10 protein-coding genes are annotated in these 16,642 nt (G+C 60.7%); all 10 read right to left on the bottom strand.

Annotated elements, in window-relative coordinates; genetic code table 11:
* Positions 1-4 precede the first annotated feature (4 nt).
* Positions 5-1,804, bottom strand: a complete 1,800-nt coding sequence (locus tag B3C38_RS04155; RefSeq protein ID WP_195498094.1) for an FAD-dependent oxidoreductase — start codon at positions 1,802-1,804, stop codon at positions 5-7.
* On the bottom strand, positions 1,801-3,810 hold the full coding sequence (locus B3C38_RS04150; RefSeq protein ID WP_286725634.1) for a glycoside hydrolase family 97 protein: 2,010 nt from the start codon (positions 3,808-3,810) through the stop codon (positions 1,801-1,803). The genes B3C38_RS04155 and B3C38_RS04150 overlap by 4 nt, the downstream gene beginning before the upstream one ends.
* A gap of 7 nt (positions 3,811-3,817) precedes the next feature.
* Positions 3,818-5,293 (bottom strand): calcineurin-like phosphoesterase C-terminal domain-containing protein, encoded by a 1,476-nt coding sequence (locus B3C38_RS04145; protein ID WP_019149379.1) that lies wholly within the window; start codon positions 5,291-5,293, stop codon positions 3,818-3,820.
* Complete coding sequence (locus tag B3C38_RS04140) at positions 5,290-7,257, bottom strand: glycoside hydrolase family 97 protein (RefSeq protein ID WP_286725631.1); 1,968 nt, start codon at positions 7,255-7,257, stop codon at positions 5,290-5,292. The genes B3C38_RS04145 and B3C38_RS04140 overlap by 4 nt, the downstream gene beginning before the upstream one ends.
* A gap of 16 nt (positions 7,258-7,273) precedes the next feature.
* On the bottom strand, positions 7,274-8,611 hold the full coding sequence (locus B3C38_RS04135; protein ID WP_286725629.1) for a family 10 glycosylhydrolase: 1,338 nt from the start codon (positions 8,609-8,611) through the stop codon (positions 7,274-7,276).
* A 4-nt stretch (positions 8,612-8,615) separates the two neighbouring features.
* A complete protein-coding gene (locus B3C38_RS04130) occupies positions 8,616-9,788 on the bottom strand; it encodes an alpha amylase family protein (RefSeq protein WP_019149382.1) in 1,173 nt (390 codons plus the stop codon).
* Between the two features lie 221 nt (positions 9,789-10,009).
* Positions 10,010-11,368 carry a DUF5018 domain-containing protein gene (locus tag B3C38_RS04125; protein ID WP_019149383.1) on the bottom strand — a complete coding sequence of 453 codons (1,359 nt, stop codon included), beginning with the start codon at positions 11,366-11,368 and terminating at the stop codon, positions 10,010-10,012.
* A gap of 43 nt (positions 11,369-11,411) precedes the next feature.
* The gene (locus B3C38_RS04120) at positions 11,412-11,795 is read right to left on the bottom strand and encodes a hypothetical protein (RefSeq protein ID WP_227901029.1); all 384 of its coding nucleotides are present in this window, start codon (positions 11,793-11,795) and stop codon (positions 11,412-11,414) included.
* Between the two features lie 26 nt (positions 11,796-11,821).
* Positions 11,822-13,477, bottom strand: a complete 1,656-nt coding sequence (locus tag B3C38_RS04115) for a RagB/SusD family nutrient uptake outer membrane protein (protein WP_276720079.1) — start codon at positions 13,475-13,477, stop codon at positions 11,822-11,824.
* Positions 13,478-13,497: 20 nt separating this feature from the next.
* Positions 13,498-16,629, bottom strand: a complete 3,132-nt coding sequence (locus B3C38_RS04110) for a SusC/RagA family TonB-linked outer membrane protein (protein WP_278409381.1) — start codon at positions 16,627-16,629, stop codon at positions 13,498-13,500.
* Positions 16,630-16,642: the final 13 nt, after the last annotated feature.

The raw sequence follows: 16,642 nt of genomic DNA, 5'->3' as shown, positions 1-16,642 counted from the left end.
GCAGTTAGCGGTATTCTCCGTGAAGATCGACCGGGCGGGCGAAGGGATCGAGACACTCCTCGAGAAGCAACGCCAGTTTCCGGCGCGTGAGGGGCCTATCCGCATCCGCGGGGCGGATCCGCGGGGCTTTGCCGCCCGCCTCGGCGATGAGCTTCGCGGCGCGTGCGGCGGTGAGGGCGGTCGTGTCGGTCCGGACGGGGATTCGAGGGGCGAAGTCGTGCAGTCCGCGGGTGAATTCCCCGACCGGGATCGTCCGCTCGGGGTAGAACCACGAACGGTTCGCCCAGTGGAACGGCTCGCCCGTCATGCGCAGGATGCCCGTCGCGGCGATGCGCTGCAGGGTCGCGAAGTCGGGATCGTCGGGCTTTACGTCGTAGAGCGGCGCGATGTAGGCTTTCTGGGCCAGCAGGGCCTCCTGCACCTCGCGCACGGGAACCTCCCGCGGCGGGCAGCGGCGTTCGGCGGCCAGCGCCGCGAGGGTTCCCGCGGCCTGTCCGGTAAGCATCACGACCGGTTGCAGGCGCGTCGAGCCGTTGACGAGGTTCGAGACGGAAATGGCTTTGTCCGAGACGATGAAGTTCTCGGTCCGGTCGGGAATCAGCGCCCCCAGCGGCACGCTGAACGACGGCACGGGCGGGAAGAGGATCTTCGGCAGATCGGTCCGGCAGTTGCGGTGGTGGTCGACGGGGTAGTCGCCGACGGAGATGCCCGTGCGGTAGAGCGGCCTCGCGTAACGATCGGTCACGTCGTCGAGCGTCATGCGCACCACGCCGTCCATGCGCCGCCCCTCGCGGTGGTAGGGCAGGTAGGCCAGCCCGTCCGGCGTGTCGAATTCGTCGTCAGCGATGCCGAGGCGGCGGTATCCCAGCTCGTGCTGGATGTGGTAGACGAAGCGCAGGGTCTTCTGCCGCGCCGCTTCGAGGGCCGCTGTGCGCTCGGCATGGGGAAGTTCCACCACGTCGAGGTTGATGTCGTTGCCCTCCTTGGGCCAGTTGATCATGTATTTGCCTCCCGGCATACGGCCGTATTCGAGCATCCGGTCGGCACTGCGCACCCCTTCCGACGAGAGGTCGTAACACCCGGCGAACTCCGCGGGGTCGTAGCCCGCAGGCCGCTCGATGGTTCGGTCCGCGCCGGGCCCGTAGTCCTTGAGGATGGCCACCACCGTGAGGTCCTGCACCGCGTCGTTGGCCTCGGCCGGAGCCAGCTCTTCGCCCGTGTCGGCGCGGGCGTCCATGCCAAGACGGTATGAGGTGCCGCTCAACGGCAGCGCGTCGCCCAGATCGGTGGCGTCGACGGTGATGCGGGCCCGCACCAGCATGCGGCCCCCGCGCGCGTCGGTGAACTCGGCGCCCGTGACCCGCTTTCCGCGGCGCAGGATGCCCGTCAGGCGGTAGCCGTGCACCACCTCGAGCGTCGGCTCGGCCGCGGCCATCGTGTGAAAGATGCTGTCGGCCACGTGCGGTTCGAACAGGGTGGTGCTCACCCAGCCCGTCCACAGCGCGCCGATACCGCCGTAACGCTTCCGCAGGTGGTCGCGGAACTCGTTCCACAGACCCGACGGCAGGTCGAAATTGCCGTCCGTGGCGCATACGCCCTGGGCCGTGAGCATGCCTCCCAGCATGGGAGTCTCCTCGACGACGAGCGTCTGCACGCCCTGCCGCGCCGCGGCGATGGCGGCCGTCGTGCCGGAGGTCGTGCCGCCGATGACGAGCACGTCGGCCCGGCGGCGGATGGTGTTTTCACAGGTGCAGCCCGCGGCGAACGTCAGACACAGCAGGGCCGGAATCAGGATTTTTTTCATCGGATCGGTGTTTTTTCAGGTGCGGCGAACCTAACGGCGCATCCGCCGCCCGAAGCCATGCTCACGGTCAGCGTATCGGCGGCCGTTACGGGACGCTCTTCGTAGTCAACGGCATAGGGATTGGTTTTCCAGTCGGCGCCCTCGCCGTCGGCGTAAATCTGCGCCGTGTAGGTCACCCCGGGCACGAGGAACGTGAGGGGCACGCCGACCGTGCGGGGCTCCTCGTCGGTGACGGCGCCGAGGTACCAGTCCTCCGAGCTGCGGTTCTGCCGCACGAATACGGCATAGTCGCCGATCGCGGCCTGGGGCACGAGCGTCCGCTCCCAGTCGGTGGGCACGTCGCGGATGAAGTCGAAGGCCTTGTGTCCGCGGTAGTTTTCGGGCAGGTCCGAGGCCATCTGGAGCGGGCTGTAAATCACCACGTAGTGCGCCAGCTCGCGCGCGATGGTCGACTGCACCCGCGCGAAGGGCGAGACGGGGTTGTCGAAACGGAACGTCCCGAACGTGTAGTCCATCGGCCCGGCCAGTCCGCGCAGGAACGGCACCACGGTGGTGTGCTCGGGCGGATTTCCGCCGTCGGGCGACCAGGCGTTGTACTCCTGACCGCGGACGCCCTCCTGCGTCATCAGGTTGGGCCACGTGCGTTCTATCCCCGTGGGCATGACCGGCTCGTGGTTGTCGATCATCATGCCGCAGCGGGCTGCCGTCTCGATCACGCGGCGGTAGTGCCGCACGCCGTACTGGCTGTCGTGCAGCTCCTTTCCGTCCATCAGCACATTGACGTAGCCCGTTTTGACGTAATCGACGCCGTACTTTTTATAGAACGCGAAAGCCTCCTCCAGCTGGGCCTCGTAATTCTTTGTATCGGCCCCCGTTTCGTGGTGGCCGATCAGTTCCACGCCCTTTTGGGCGGCGTAGCCGGCAACGGCTTCGATGTCGAAGTCCGGATAGGGCTCCGTGAAGCGGATCCGGTCCGTGTTTTTGGTCCACTCGCCGTCCCAGCCGACGTTCCACCCCTCGACCAGCACGCCCTCGATGCCGTGTTCCGCGGCGAAGTCGATGTAACGTTTCGCGTTTTCGGTCGTGGCGCCGTGGCGGGGTCCCTGCGCCCAGGTCTCCTGAAAGAGATGCATCGACCACCAGATGCCGACATATTTGGCGGGGCGGATCCACGAGGTGTCCTCGATGCGGCACGGCTCGTTGAGGTTGAGCATGAGCCGCGAAGTTACCAGACCGCCCGGCGTGTCGGCGACGATCATCGTGCGCCACGGCGTGCGGAAAGGCGTCCGTGCGTAGACCTTCACCCCCGTGGACCACGGGGTGAGGTGGCAGCGCAGGGTGGTTCCGTCGGGGTAGAGGCTCATTTTGGCGTAGTCCGTCAGATCGGCCTCGTGCAGGGCGAGATACCCTCCACCGGCGCATTCCAGCGTGAGCGGCGTGTTGACCGTGTCCATCCGCGAGATGGGGGTGTGGCGGGCGAGGCTCTCGTAGTAGGGTTCGCGCGCGGGCATCCACCAGGCGTTGTGGTCGGACGGAAAGCGGTATTCGGTCAGCTCGTCCGTGATCGCGAACTCGCCCAGATGGGGCTGTTCGGGAAATTCGAAGCGGAAGCCATAGCCGTCGTCGAACAGGCGGAACACCACGTCGAAGCGGCGGCGGGGTGCGTCGCTTTCGCGCACGCTGACCCTCAGTTCGTTGTAATGGCTGCGCACGGTGCGCTGTTCGCCCCAGACGGTCTCCCACGTCTCGTCACGGCTGTCGCGCGACGTGCCCGTGATTTCGAGCCCTTCGCGCAGCGCCGGGGCATCGAGCAGTTCGAATCCCAGCGTCGAGAAATCCAAAAGGGGCGCGCCGCGGCGCGTCACGGAGTAGCCGATGCGGCCGCCGCGTTCGGCCACCTCGAGACAAAGCGTGCCGTCGGGCGAGCAGACGCGGCCTGAGCTGCCGCAGGCGGTGCAGAGGAGTGCGGCGAGCGCCGCGAAGAGGATCGAAAGAGGTTTTTTCATCGTGCTGTCATGGTTTTTTCGGTGTCGAATAGCCCGTGCCGCTCTCCCAGACCGAGAGCCGGCCGAATCGGTCGCGGACTTCGACGCGGATATGCGCATCGGGCGACGCGGGCAGGGCGTGGAAGAGGTGTTCGGTGCGGTCCGCGCCGATGTTTTTGTGCTTGAAATGCTCGCTGTAACGCGCCACGTAGTCGTAGATCGACGCGTCGTACCCCGTGTAACGGGTCATCGGTCCGCGCGGCTCGCCGTTCTCGTACCAGACGACCTGCCAGGCGGGGTCCCAGTTCCAGACGTTGACCGTCACGGCGTCGGGGCGGCGGCGGTCCTCGCCGACGCCGTAGGCCGTGAACTGCCGGCTGCGGGGGTGGTCCGCGGCCTTGTAGTACCACGTGAGGCCGTCGCCGTCGAACTCGTAGACCCCGTACCCGGCCGGAATGCCGTCCATGCTCCACGGGGTCTGCCAGAAAAGGGTGCTCAGCGGAGCGTGGACGTGCTCGAAGAGGTGCGGCTCGGGGGTGTAGTTTTCGTTGTAATGTTCGTGCGCGGAGAGGATATGGGCGTTGTAGGGTTCGAGCATCCGGTAGAGCGCCCGGCGGTTGTTGAGCACCTTGTGCGACTCCTCGCGGCTCCATTCACCGCTCCGCGCCGCGCGCGACCAGGTCGGGATGTGCAGGCAGACGACCACCGTGCGGCCCGCCGGGACGGTGGCGAGGTCCTGCTCCAGCCAGCGGAGCTGCCGCTCGTCGAGATACCCCACATAGAGGTAGCTGCGGCCGATGTAGAAGCAGTCGTCGAGCACCACGTAGTGCACGCGGCCGCGGTCGAAAGCGTAGTAGGTCGGGCCGAAGTGCTCCTTGAACGAGCGTTTCGCCCGGTCGCTCGTCCGCACGCCGAGGTCCATGTCGTGGTTGCCCGCGACGTAGAAGAACGCGACCCCGCTCGCGGCGAGGGCCTCGCTAACCGGTTCGAAAAGCGGGGGCCTGCGGTCGATGTCGCCGATGATGTCGCCGCAGACCACCCCCAGCGTCGGCACTCCGTCGGCGGCCGTCAGCCGCATGTCGTCCGCGGCCCGGCGCACGCTGTCCAGCTCGCACTCGAAGTAGACCTGCGGATCGGCGACCGCCAGCAGGCGGTGGCGCGTCATGTCCTGCGCCGCGGGCTCCAGCGCGAAATCGTAGCGCCGTCTGCCGGGAGCGATGCGCCGGTAGATGCAGGGCGTGCCGTCGCGCAGGGGGATTTCGTACCCGTCGGGCAGCGTCAGGTAGACGAACTCCGCCTCCGTGTCCGACGGCAGGCGGTAGCGCCCTTTGGCGTCGGTGCGCACGATCGTGCGGCCGTCCGTGACGCAAACTCCCGTCACGCCCCTGCCGGAAGCCGTCACGCGGCCGCACAGATCGATCGTGCGCGTGGCCGCCCGCCCCGTGACGGAAAGAGACGAGGCGGCGAGCAGCGCCGCAAAGAGGATGAACGCGCTGGTTTTCATTTCACGGGTTCGAGAACGGCGGCCCAACCGCCTCCGGGGGCCATCCGCAGGGCGATCGCGTCGTCGCGCGTGACTTCACGGGTTTCGGTGCGGTAATCCCGCGCGATGCGGTCGGCATTCACCCCGTCGGCGAAGACCTTCATGCGGTAGCGGCCACCGTCGAGGAACTTCAGCGGGGCCTCCAGCGTGCGGGCCGTCCAGTCGGTGATGGCTCCGATGTACCACTTCTCACCGCTGCGGCGCGCCACGGCGGCGTACTCGCCCACCGAGGCGGCGAGCCCCACCGTTTCGTCCCACACGGTCGGCACGGCGGCGATGAAGGCCGTGAACTCCGCTTCGCGCAGGTAGTGCGACGGCGAGTCGCAGAGCATCTGAAGCGGACTTTCGAAGACGACGTACAGCGCCGCCTGATGGGCGCGCGTGCCCTGGCTCATCGGGTTGTCCCAGCTGATGGCGAAATCGGCCCGGGTGGCGTTGCGCGTGGCGCCGGGCGTGTAGTCCATCGGTCCGGCGACCATGCGCGTGAAGGGCAGCGTGCAGTCGTGGACGGGCGAAATGTCGGTCGAGCATTTGTCGTGCTCCATGCCGTAAACTCCTTCGAACGAGAGGACGTTGGGGTATTTGCGCTGGAGCCCCGCGGGTTTGAACGACCCGTGGAAATCCACGATCAGACCGCGGTCGAACGCCGCGCGGGCGATCTCATCGTAAAATCGGACCATCTCCTGATCGGACCGCTGCATGAAGTCGATCTTGATGCCCTTCACGCCCCAGTCGCGGTAGGTGTCCAGGATGCCTTCCAGGTCCTTCTTCATGGGGTTCCAGAGCGTCCAGAGCACCACGCCGACGCCCTTTTCGCGGCCGTGGCGGATCAGCTCCCCGAGGTCGATCTCCCGGCGCGGCTCCTTGATATTGAGCGTGCTCACGGACCACCCTTCGTCCAGCAGGATGTAGTCGATGCCGTATTTGGCCGCGAAATCGATGTAATACTTGTAGGTCGCGGTGTTGACCCCCGAGCGGAAATCGACCCCGTAGATATTGAGCGAATGCCACCACTCCCACGAAATCTTGCCCGGCCGCACCCACGAGGCGTCGCCTTCGACGGGTTTCGACGCGAGCTGGTAGGCGAGGTTGTTCTCCAGCAGCGCGCGGTCGTCGGGGTCGATGGTCACCACGCGCCACGGAAACGTGCGCGTGCCTCGGGTCCGGGCGATGTAGGGCGCTTTTTTCACCAGCTCCTCGTTGCGGTCCGAACCCTCCCTGAGCCGGGCTTCGAGCACCACGGGCGGGAACTGCGCGCGGAGGCTGTGTCCCTCGCCGCCGAACAGGAACAGGCAGGGATAGTCCTCCTGATCGGTTTCCGTCACGACCATGCGCGTGCCGCGCGGCGAGGAGAACCACACGGGCAGGTAGGCGTACCGCTTCGCGTCGAGCTCCGAGAGGTGCTTGCGGTCGAAGAACGCTTCGCAGTGGGAGATGAAATCGGGGTTCTCCTCGCGGGGCCAGAGGGTCTCGAAATCGGCGGCGAAATTCAGCTCGGCGGTCTCCGACTCGATGTCGACGGTCCCCTTTCGCGCCGTTTCAAAACGGTAGACCGCGCCGTTGTCGTAGACCCGGAAGCGGACGGCCCAGCCGCCGCGGAACGTAAGCAGAAGCTCTTCGCAGCGATCGTGCAGCGTGCGGAACTTGGTCGGAACGGGCGCCGTGCTGCGCTCGTCGATGCGCCGCCGTTCGGCCCGCCGCACGACGGGCGCCGCGCCGAACGGCTCGGCCCCGGCGATCTTCATGCCGATGCGGCTTGCGTCGAGCAGCCGTTCGCCCTCGCGCGTGACGCTCCAGCGCAGTTCGGGCGCGGTCGATACCGTCACCGTGATTTTTCCGTCGGGAGATATCGCCGTGTACTCTTCGGCCCGGAGCCCCGAAGCCCCGGCCAGCACGGCTGCGGCGATAAGAAGGAGTTTTTTCATGGTGCAACTGTTTTACTTATTCGGTTGCCGCCTCCGCTTCGTAACGGTCGATGCCCCGCTTGATGGCGGCCCACATATCGTTGTTGATGACATGAACGATGTCGAAGACCATCAGCCCGGCCGTGCGTTTGAGGCAGTAATAGCAGGCTTCCTCGATGTCGAATGTCTTCTGCGAGCAATCCACCGTCGCGTAATAGGTACAGGCGTTGAGCAGGAAGCGCTCGGCACGGTTGATACCGTATTCGATCGACTCGCCGTCGTCGGGTCCGTACACGCGGGGCAGGTAGGTCCCCAGCAGGAACGTGTCGAGCTGATCGGCGAAACCGGTCTGGTGGTAATTGATCGAACACCAAGAGTTGAACGACCACGCATCCTGATCCGTTAGCGGACGGAACGCCTTGCTGGCCCAGTTCTGTCCGTTGGCATAGAGTGCGCCCCACCACGAAGCGGCCCAATATTCCAATTTTACGTCCGGTTTGATTGCCTTGATCTCCTTGCGAACGCGGGCTACGAAGTCGTGGATTATCATCGAGCGGAACTCCCACCACTCTTTGTAGTATTTGCCGGGGACTCTTTCGCCGGAAGCGTTGTAGGTGAAGACATCGCCCGGCCACGTCTCGACGAGTCCGCCAATGTACTTTTCGAACGCCTCTTTGGATGCTTCCGAGAAATCGCTCTGATAGTCCGGAAAACGGCAGTAGTCGAGCGCGTAGGCATCGAAATCGTAGTTGGTGACTATTTCACGAATGAAACGCAGGGCGAACTCCTGAACTTCGGGCAGGACGGGATTGAGGAACGCTGCGACCTTCGTGGGGTCATCCTTGATGTCGACCATGCCCTCGGGCTTGTATTGCATGCAGGTTTTCCCCTTCCATGTCGTGCCCCGGTAGGCGGGTCCCTGTCTGGTGCTGGGCATGCCCATGGGGAATACGGTGGTCGAGACGGTCACTTTCAGGTTCCGTTTATGTGCCTCGTCGAGGAAAAACTGGAGGTAGTCCCAACCTCTGTCGGCAACGTTAACTGAACCGATAGTCGTCGCTTGGGTCATGAACTCGCTTTTGTAGAGTACGTCCCCCTCGACGGGCTTCACATCCACGACGATCTTGTTGAATCCCGCTTCCTGTGTTTTGTCGAGCATGGCGATGATACCGGCCTGTGTCGAGAATCGCTGGAAGTTGGCCTCGGCATCGAACCAGAGCATTTTTTCCTTTCCCTCTGAGGGTTTCGGTTTCGGATCGGGGTTCGGCCCGGGTTGCGGCTTGTCGAGTTCCGGAGGGGTTTTATGCGATTCCGTGCAGGCGGACGGAATCGCCGCCATCAGCAGGACACAAAGTATCAGGATGGATTTTTTCATCTTGTCATTTTTGAGTTTTCTGTTCTTTTTCAGCCCGGTCGATACCACGTTTGATGTCATCCCATAGATCGTTTTCGATGACCTGAATGATGTCGAAGACCATCACTCCGTCCGTGCGCGAAAGACACAGGTATACGGCGTCTTCGAACTGATCGACATGGTTCTGGGCGTAGAGCGAACCGTAGACCGCACAGTCGCCGTCGACATCCTTCAGCGAGCGGGCGAGACCGTATTCGATCGATTCGGGGTCATCCATGCCCCATACCTTTTCGAGGTAGGTTCCCGTGATGAAGACATCGAGCAGATCGGCGAATCCGGTGCGGTTGTAGGTCGGCGTGGCCCAATCGTCGAGATAGGCTTCGTGGAAGCGCGAACGCGGGCTGGCCCAGTTCTGGCCCTGTGTGTAGATGGCGTGCAGCCACGAGGCGGCCCAATACTCCAGTTTCACGCCGGGCTGGGTCCGTTCGATAAGCGTGCGCACTTCGGCGATGAAGTCGCGGATGACGCCCGAGCGGAACTCCCACCACTGTTTATAGTAGGGGCCAGCCACGCGGGCTCCGTTGGCGTCGTAGGTGAATATATCCTCCGGGAAACGGTCGATGCCGTGTCCGAGGTAGGTTTCGAACGCTTCGCGCGAAGCGGGCGAGAAATCGCTCTCAGCATCGGGGAAGCGGCAATAGTCGAGGGCATAGCCGTCGAACTTGTATTTTGTGAGCAGTTCGTGTGCGAAACGCAGCACGTACTCCTGATTTTCGGGCAGTACGGGATTGAGGAACGCCGCGACTTTCGTCGGGTCGTCCTTGATGTCTTTCCTCCCTTCGGGCGTGTATTCGACACAGGTTCGGCCCGCCAGTTCCGGGTCGGAGTAGGCCGCTCCCTGGCGGAACGTGGTGAATCCCGCAGGGAAAATCATCGTCGAGACGGTCACTTTTAGTTCCCTTTTACGCGCTTCGTCGAGGAAGCATTGCAGGTAGTCCCAATCGCGGCGGACGGTGTCCGGACCAACGACGGTGAGCGGTTCCAGCATATCGCTTTCGTAGAGCACGGTGCCCGAAATGGGGCGCACGTCCACGACGATGTGGTTGAATCCGCACTCGACGGTGCGGTCCAAATAGTAGCGGATCGAATCCTGCGAAGCGAAGCGCTTGAAATTGGCCTCTGCGTCGAACCAGAGCATTTTGGGTTTTCCACCGTCGGCGGCGCGAAGCGTCCGGGCGGAGTTTCCGCCACAGGATATCGATGTCGCTGCAACGAAGAGGATGACTGTAAAAAAGGTGCTTATTTTCATGGGTCGTGTTAAAAGAACCACATTCCTCCGGCCCGAGAACGGGCCCGGACCGGGAAGAATGCGGATTGATACGGTTTCGTCAAGACCTGTCGTGACAGGTGTAAGGTTTGTTAATCGTAAGTGATCTCCAGTTTCCAGCTCTTGACTGCGTGCCCGGGAACCAGTACGTATACGTAACCGCAGTTTTCCTTTTCGTTATACACGAATGTTCCGACGGGGCAGTAGGGGTTGGCGTCCGAGATCGCGTAATTGAGCGTCGCCTCGGCGGGGTTGAGCAGGAATTCGCCGTTCGAGTCCACGATCGAGACGTAGGTGCAGGGCCAGCCGGTGGTGAAGACGGCGGCATAAGCCTTTTCGTTGAACATGAAAGCGCGGATCGAACCTTTGGTGTAGTTACCCCAGTTGTTCGGACCGTTGGGCGCTGCTCCCGGAATCTGCTTCAGATTGAGCGAGGATGTGCCGTCCCAGCCTTCCCAGGTCAATACGTTGTGACCGCCGGCCACGGCATCCCACATGAACCAGGTGCCCGAAACCTCTCCCGAGCAGGCCGAAACCATCTGGCTCCACGAGCCGTCGTTCGAGGGCTGTCCGGTAAGCAGGTTGTAGTAGTCGCCACGCACGCCGTCGGCGAAACCCCAGCAGAAACTCGGGCCAGTGGCTACGCGTGCGCCCAATGCCGTAATGAGCGCTTTGCCTTCGACGAGGTTGCCGCCCACGGAGAGGAACGCTGCGATGGCGCTGTCCGACGGACCGAGGATCGTTTCGGCGGGCTGGTCGCATCCGTTCTTCCAGCAGGCGTACGTAACAGGAGCCGATCCACTCGTGCCGTCAGCGGTCAGTGAAGCGATCAGATGTCCTGCCTCGTCGTTAGCCAGCGAGGTGACCTGCAATCCGTCGTAACCGGTCATGTTCAGATTGCCTGCGGCAGCGAGCGTCTTGCCGTCGAATACCTTGGTGCCGATGACGATCTTGTCGCCGCTGACGCCGATTTGCAGGTATTTCGTGTGATCGGTGATGTCCATCTGAGTGGCCGTTTTCTCTGCCAGAGCACCGATCTTGGTATAGGAAACGACAACTTTTTCAACGGGCTTTGTTGTATAAATGCGGGTGGTCTTGCCGTCGGCTCCCGTCACCGTGAATGAAATCGGCTGCGTATAGTCGGCCGCCACGGAGGGATCGGGCGTGATGGTTGCGCCTTCGGAGAGTTTCACCGTGGCGGTGGCCGTCTTCATGGCTTCCAGCTGCGGCGTGGTATAGGCAAGGTCGATCGATTTGTCGTAGTCGTAGACATCGCCTGAAAGCGTTTCCCCTTCGGGGAGATTCAGAACGAAAGATTCGATACGGCATTTTTCGCCGCGGTCGATCTGCGGGCCGGGTTTGCTGATTTCCGGATCGTCGTCCGTACAGGCTGCAAACGACAGCGCGAGACCTGCCAGGGTGGCGTAAGCGAATAAATTGAACTTTTTCATATTGGTCGAGTTAATTTTAGATTTATTCATTCGTTGTAATTCGTTATCTGCGCGTGTAGAAAGCCCACAGCGTATAGGTTCGCGATCCATTGTCGCCTGCCCGAACCTTGATCTCCATCGGATCGGAGAGGTCTTTCAATCCCGACAGTGACGGATAGATATAGGTGTCATAAGCCACGTTTGCGCGTACCATCAGCTTTTTCACGTCGTATTTTTCACGAAGTTGTTTGGGAATGGGGAAGAAAATCTCGCCCGTCGTTTCGTCGATGATTCCTGCGATACCGGCTCCGCCTTCGGCGGGCTGGATTTCGATGGAATTAATCGTACTGTCCGTGTGGATGAATTCGTCTTCCGCTTCGGCGCATGATGTCGCAAGCGATGCGAATGCCGCTACGGCCAGTACTGCAAGATATTTACGGAGTTTCATAGTCGTTCTGTTTTTGCGGTTAATCATTAGATCCATCCGTCGTTGTTCGTACAGAGCGAATTGTTCGAACGCTCCGAAAGCGGAATGGCGAATCGGTAATAACGGTCGTAGAAGATGCGCTTGTGTCCGCCGTCGGCATCGACCTGCTCGTAGGTAAATGAACCGTCGGACTGTTTGGAGATCTTAACGCCGTGCACGTTCTGCCCGTCGATGACTTTTTCGGCCAGCCGCCAGCGGCGCAGGTCCCAGTAGCGGAAACCTTCGCCGGCCAACTCCACCTTGCGTTCGTGACGCACGTATTCCAGGAAGGTCTCCTTGTCGGCGGTGGCACGCGCGGGCAGTCCGACGCGGGCGCGGACATCGTTGAGCGCCTGCAGCGCTTCGGCGCTGTTCTTGTTCCAGTTCTCCATGGCAAGTGCCTCAGCCTTGTTCAGGAGGACCTCGGCATAGCGCAGTACGATCCAGTCCTGTCCCGAGCCGCTCGTGACCCACGTCTTGTCTCCGTCTATGAGGTATTTGCGCAGGTAATAACCCGTTACGGTCGTTCCGGCGGCTCCGGCGTTTTCATAGGCCTTGTATCCGTCCTTGCCGCCAACGAAGCTTTCGATCTTCCGCCCCATCCAATCGGCTCCGTTATAGAGAATCGTGGCGTAGAAGCGCGGTTCACGGTTCGCATAGGGATCCTTACCGTGTTTCTCCCAGGAGAAATTGCCGCCGTCGCCTGCCATTTCATAGCTGTCGACCAATTCGCTGGTGGGAACGAATCCCGAATAAACCTGCTTGCCTAACTCCTTTGTATCGCCCGAGGGCCGCACGTAGGCGTCGTAGGCATGGTCGATCACGCTGGATTTGAATTCTACGGCAAAGAGTACTTCGGGACTGTTGATGCCGAGTTCGAAGATTTTGGCATAGCCGTTCTCCGACAGGTCCAGATTACCCTCTGCCGTGGCGCAATCGCGTGCGGCCTGTGCGGCGACATCCCATTTTTCAGCGTAGAGCGCTACGCGGCTCAACAGACCGTATGCGGCTTTTTGAGTGGCGCGGCCCGAGTTGTCGCTGTCCCATTTCAAGGGCAGGTCGGGAGCCAGTTCCTTCAGTTCGTTAATGATGAAGCCCCAGCACTCTTCCTCCGTCGAACGGGCTTTGTCGTTCTGCTCAGGGCCGTCGACTTCGGTGCGAAGAATCACCCCGCCGTAAACCCGGCACAGCATGAAATAGGCGTAGGCACGGCAGAAACGCACTTCGGCGATACGAATCTTGAGCCAGTCCTCACCGAATTTGCTGCCGAATTCGGCCGCGTCGCGCAGGAATTCGTTTTCGTGGCGGATGCGGTCATAATGACTCGACCAGCACTCGAACGCACCGGCGGAGTTGCTGTTGAAAGCCGTTTCCTGGAGGAGCGTGGCGTTGAAGTTGTGGTTGTACTGATTCCAGGAGGTGCTTTTCAGGATGTCGGAATAGGCATCCGATAATCGGGGCGACGCATAGGCATCGCCGCCGCGCATCTCGGTGTTTGCCCCGAAGATGGAGTAGAGTCCGATGACGTATTTATCAGCCGTAGTGGTGGTGGACCAGACGGTCGCCGGCGAAAACCGGTCCGCCGGATTCAGGTCCAGCACGTCGGAACAGGAGGTGCCCAATACGACGGCCGCCAGACCGAGTATGAATATGATCTTTTTCATAGGTTCAGTTGCTTTAGCGGTTAGAAGGATAAATTGACTCCGATACTGTAGGTCCGCTGTTGCGGGTAGTAACCGTTGTTGACCGACGGCATTTCGGGGTCCACGTATTTGAATGCACTGAAAGTCAGCAGATTGGTTCCTGCCACGTAGATATTTACCCGGCCGATACCGGTATTTTTCAGAATGTGTTCGGGGAGCGAGTAGCCGATCTGGAGGTTCTTCAGACGAAGATATGCCCCGTTTTTCACCCACCAGGACGAAGGCCATGCGTTGTTGCCGTTGGCTACGGTGCTCAGACGCGGATAGTCGGCATTGCGGTTGTCTTCACGCCAGGCGCTCTCCACGAGATAATAGGGTGCGTTGCCGTTGCCGTAGAAAGGACGGGTGTACATCGTGTTGTCGAAAACGCCCGAATAGTATGCCGCGCTGAGCTGATAATCGCAGATGGCTACACCCTGCCAGAGGGCTGTAAGATAGAGGTTTTTCCATGCCACCTCCATATTGAGCGAGAAGTTCATCTCGGGGGTATAGCCGCGGCCGATTTTGATGAAGTCCTGCGACTGCTCGATCTTGCCGTCGCCGTTGACGTCGGCATACATCAGGTCACCCAGACGCTTCTCTCCCGAAGGAGCCGTCGGCGAATTGGCGATCTGCTCTTCGGTCTGATAGAGTCCGATCGCCTTGTACCCGTAGAGCGTACCCATCGGTTTGCCCAGGATGGCACGGTACATCGGATGGTTGTCGGAAATTTGTTTGGCGAGAACCCGGTTGCGGGCCCACGAGAGACTACCCGTCAGCGAATACCGCCAACCGCTGGCAAAGTGATTGTTGTGTTTTAGCACCAGCTCGAAGCCGCGGTTATCTACCTTGCCGGAGTTTTTGTATGACGGTACGTTGCCTCCCAGGGAGGGTGCGTAGGAACCGCCGACCTGTTCGAGGATATTGTCGGTAACCTTGTAGAACCAATCGAATTCGATGCCCAGTTTTCCGCCCCAAGCGTTCAGGTCCAGGCCCACGTTGAAACTGCGCGAACGCGACCAGGTAAGGTCCTTGTAGACATAGTTGCTGGTGTAATAGGCCGTCTGACCCTTGCCGCCTATGATATAGCTGTAGGAGGGTGCGGTCGATCTGTAGGATTGCACATAGAGATAAGGGCTCGTATCGTCCATACCCAGTTCGCCGTAAGAGGCGCGCAGCTTGAAGAAGTCGATTTTCGGGAGTGCCTGCTTGAAGAACTTCTCTTCGGACATGACCCAGCCGACGGCTGCGGACGGGAAGAATCCCCAGCGGTTTTCGGGGGCGAACTTGTAGGAACCGTCCACGCGGAATGTAAATTCGACCAGATATTTCTTGTCAAATGCGTAGTTGAAACGGCCGGCGTAGCTGGCGATACTCGTTTCGCTGAACGAACCGGTTACGGGGGTTGTGATGCCTTCCCACGTGGTGCCGATCGAAAGATCGACCGGATAGGGGGCGAAATACCCCGCCTTATAGCCGGTCATTGTGTCCGAGTAGGTTTTTTTCTGCTCGTAGAAGAACAGGCCGCCTACGCTGTGACGCCCGAATTCGCGGTTGTAGGTCAGCGTCGGGCGAACGGTGAATCCGTCTCCGAACGACGACGATTTGTTGAAGCTGCTGTTGACATTGACTCCCGATGCATTCACGACTGTGGAATTCATCGTCGTGGGCGAGAATGACATCAGCTGGTACGATTGCAGCATATTGCGGTTGCCCGTATTCGAATAGTCGTATGCAACGTGTACGGCGGCCTTGAGTCCTTCAAGCGCCTTGATGCTGCCGAAATCGTATTCCAATTTGGCGTTTCCCTCGAACTGCCAGCGCTTCGTATCCTGAAAACCGCTCTTGTTGACCGCGGCAATGGGCTGCTGCGTGTATACGCCGCTCATATAACCTTGCGGCAGGTCATTATAGGTCGGAGCGATGATCGGCAACGAGAAGAGCGCCTGCGAGATGGGGTTGAACTCACCCTGCGTGCCAAGAGAGTATCCGGGTGCGTGGGTGTCTTCGCGGAATGCGGCGATATTGACGTTCAGATTGAAATTCTTGGCGATCTTCGTGTCGATGTTGGCGCGCACGTTGAAACGCTGGTAAGAGGTATTGGGCAGGATACCGTCCTGATTCATCATACCGATGCTCGTATAGTATTTTACGCGGTCGGTACCTCCCGTAGCGGAGATGTTGTGCTGGTGTGTGAAACCGTAGTTCTTGAAGAGCAGATCCATCCAGTCCGTTTCACCGTATATCCCTTTTTCCTTCATACCGGCGATCACCTCATCCGTCCACAGCGGATTCAATCCGTCCATCTCGCGAGCCTTGTTGTGCCAGCCGATGTAGTCCTGGGCGTTAAGCATCTCGGGCATGGCGACATTGGTGGTGAAAGTCGCCGAGCCGTCGTATGAAATGGTAGCAGCGCCCTTCGAGCCGGTTTTGGTGGTGATCAGAATAACGCCGTTGGCTCCGCGTACGCCGTAGATGGCCGAGGTGGCGGCATCCTTGAGGATGGAGATCGATTCGATGTCGTTGGGGTTGACCGTATTAATCATACGCTCCACCCCGTCGACGATGCAAAGCGGGCTGGAATTGTTGAACGAGGAGACTCCACGGACGAAGATCGTGGTGCCGTCGCTGCCGGGCTGTCCCGAACGCTGAATACTCGTCACTCCCGGCAATTTGCCGGTCATCATGTTCGATACGTTGGTCATCGGGGCCTTCAGCAACTCCTTGCTGGAGACCTGGGACACGGAGCCTACGAGAAACTGTCGTTTCTGTGTGCCGTATCCCACTACGACCACTTCATCCACCAGCGTGGCGTCCTCTTCCAGTTGGACGTTCAGGGTTTTGCGGCCGCGGACGGCCACTTCTGCAGTTTTGTAACCGAGGAAACTGAAGACCAGCACATCGTCGGAGGACAAGACCTCGATAGCATACTGTCCCTGTGCATCGGTGGTAGTTCCCCGGGTGTTGTCACCTTTTACGATGACCGTAGCACCCGAAATTTCCCCCCCCCTTGCGTCGGTCACTCTTCCGGAGACTGAAAGTCCTTGCGCCTCAGCCACATTGGTGCCTGTGATCGCCATGGAGACCACGGCTAATACGCTGCTCAATAGGCAGCGAATGCCTGAAGGTTTCATTTTGTAAACGTTT

The organism is Alistipes sp. UBA1686 (assembly GCF_002320215.1).
GTDB classification, from domain to species: domain Bacteria; phylum Bacteroidota; class Bacteroidia; order Bacteroidales; family Rikenellaceae; genus Alistipes; species Alistipes onderdonkii.
The sequence above is the reverse complement of the archived record's forward strand: the minus strand, read 5'-3'. Positions and strand labels throughout refer to the sequence as shown.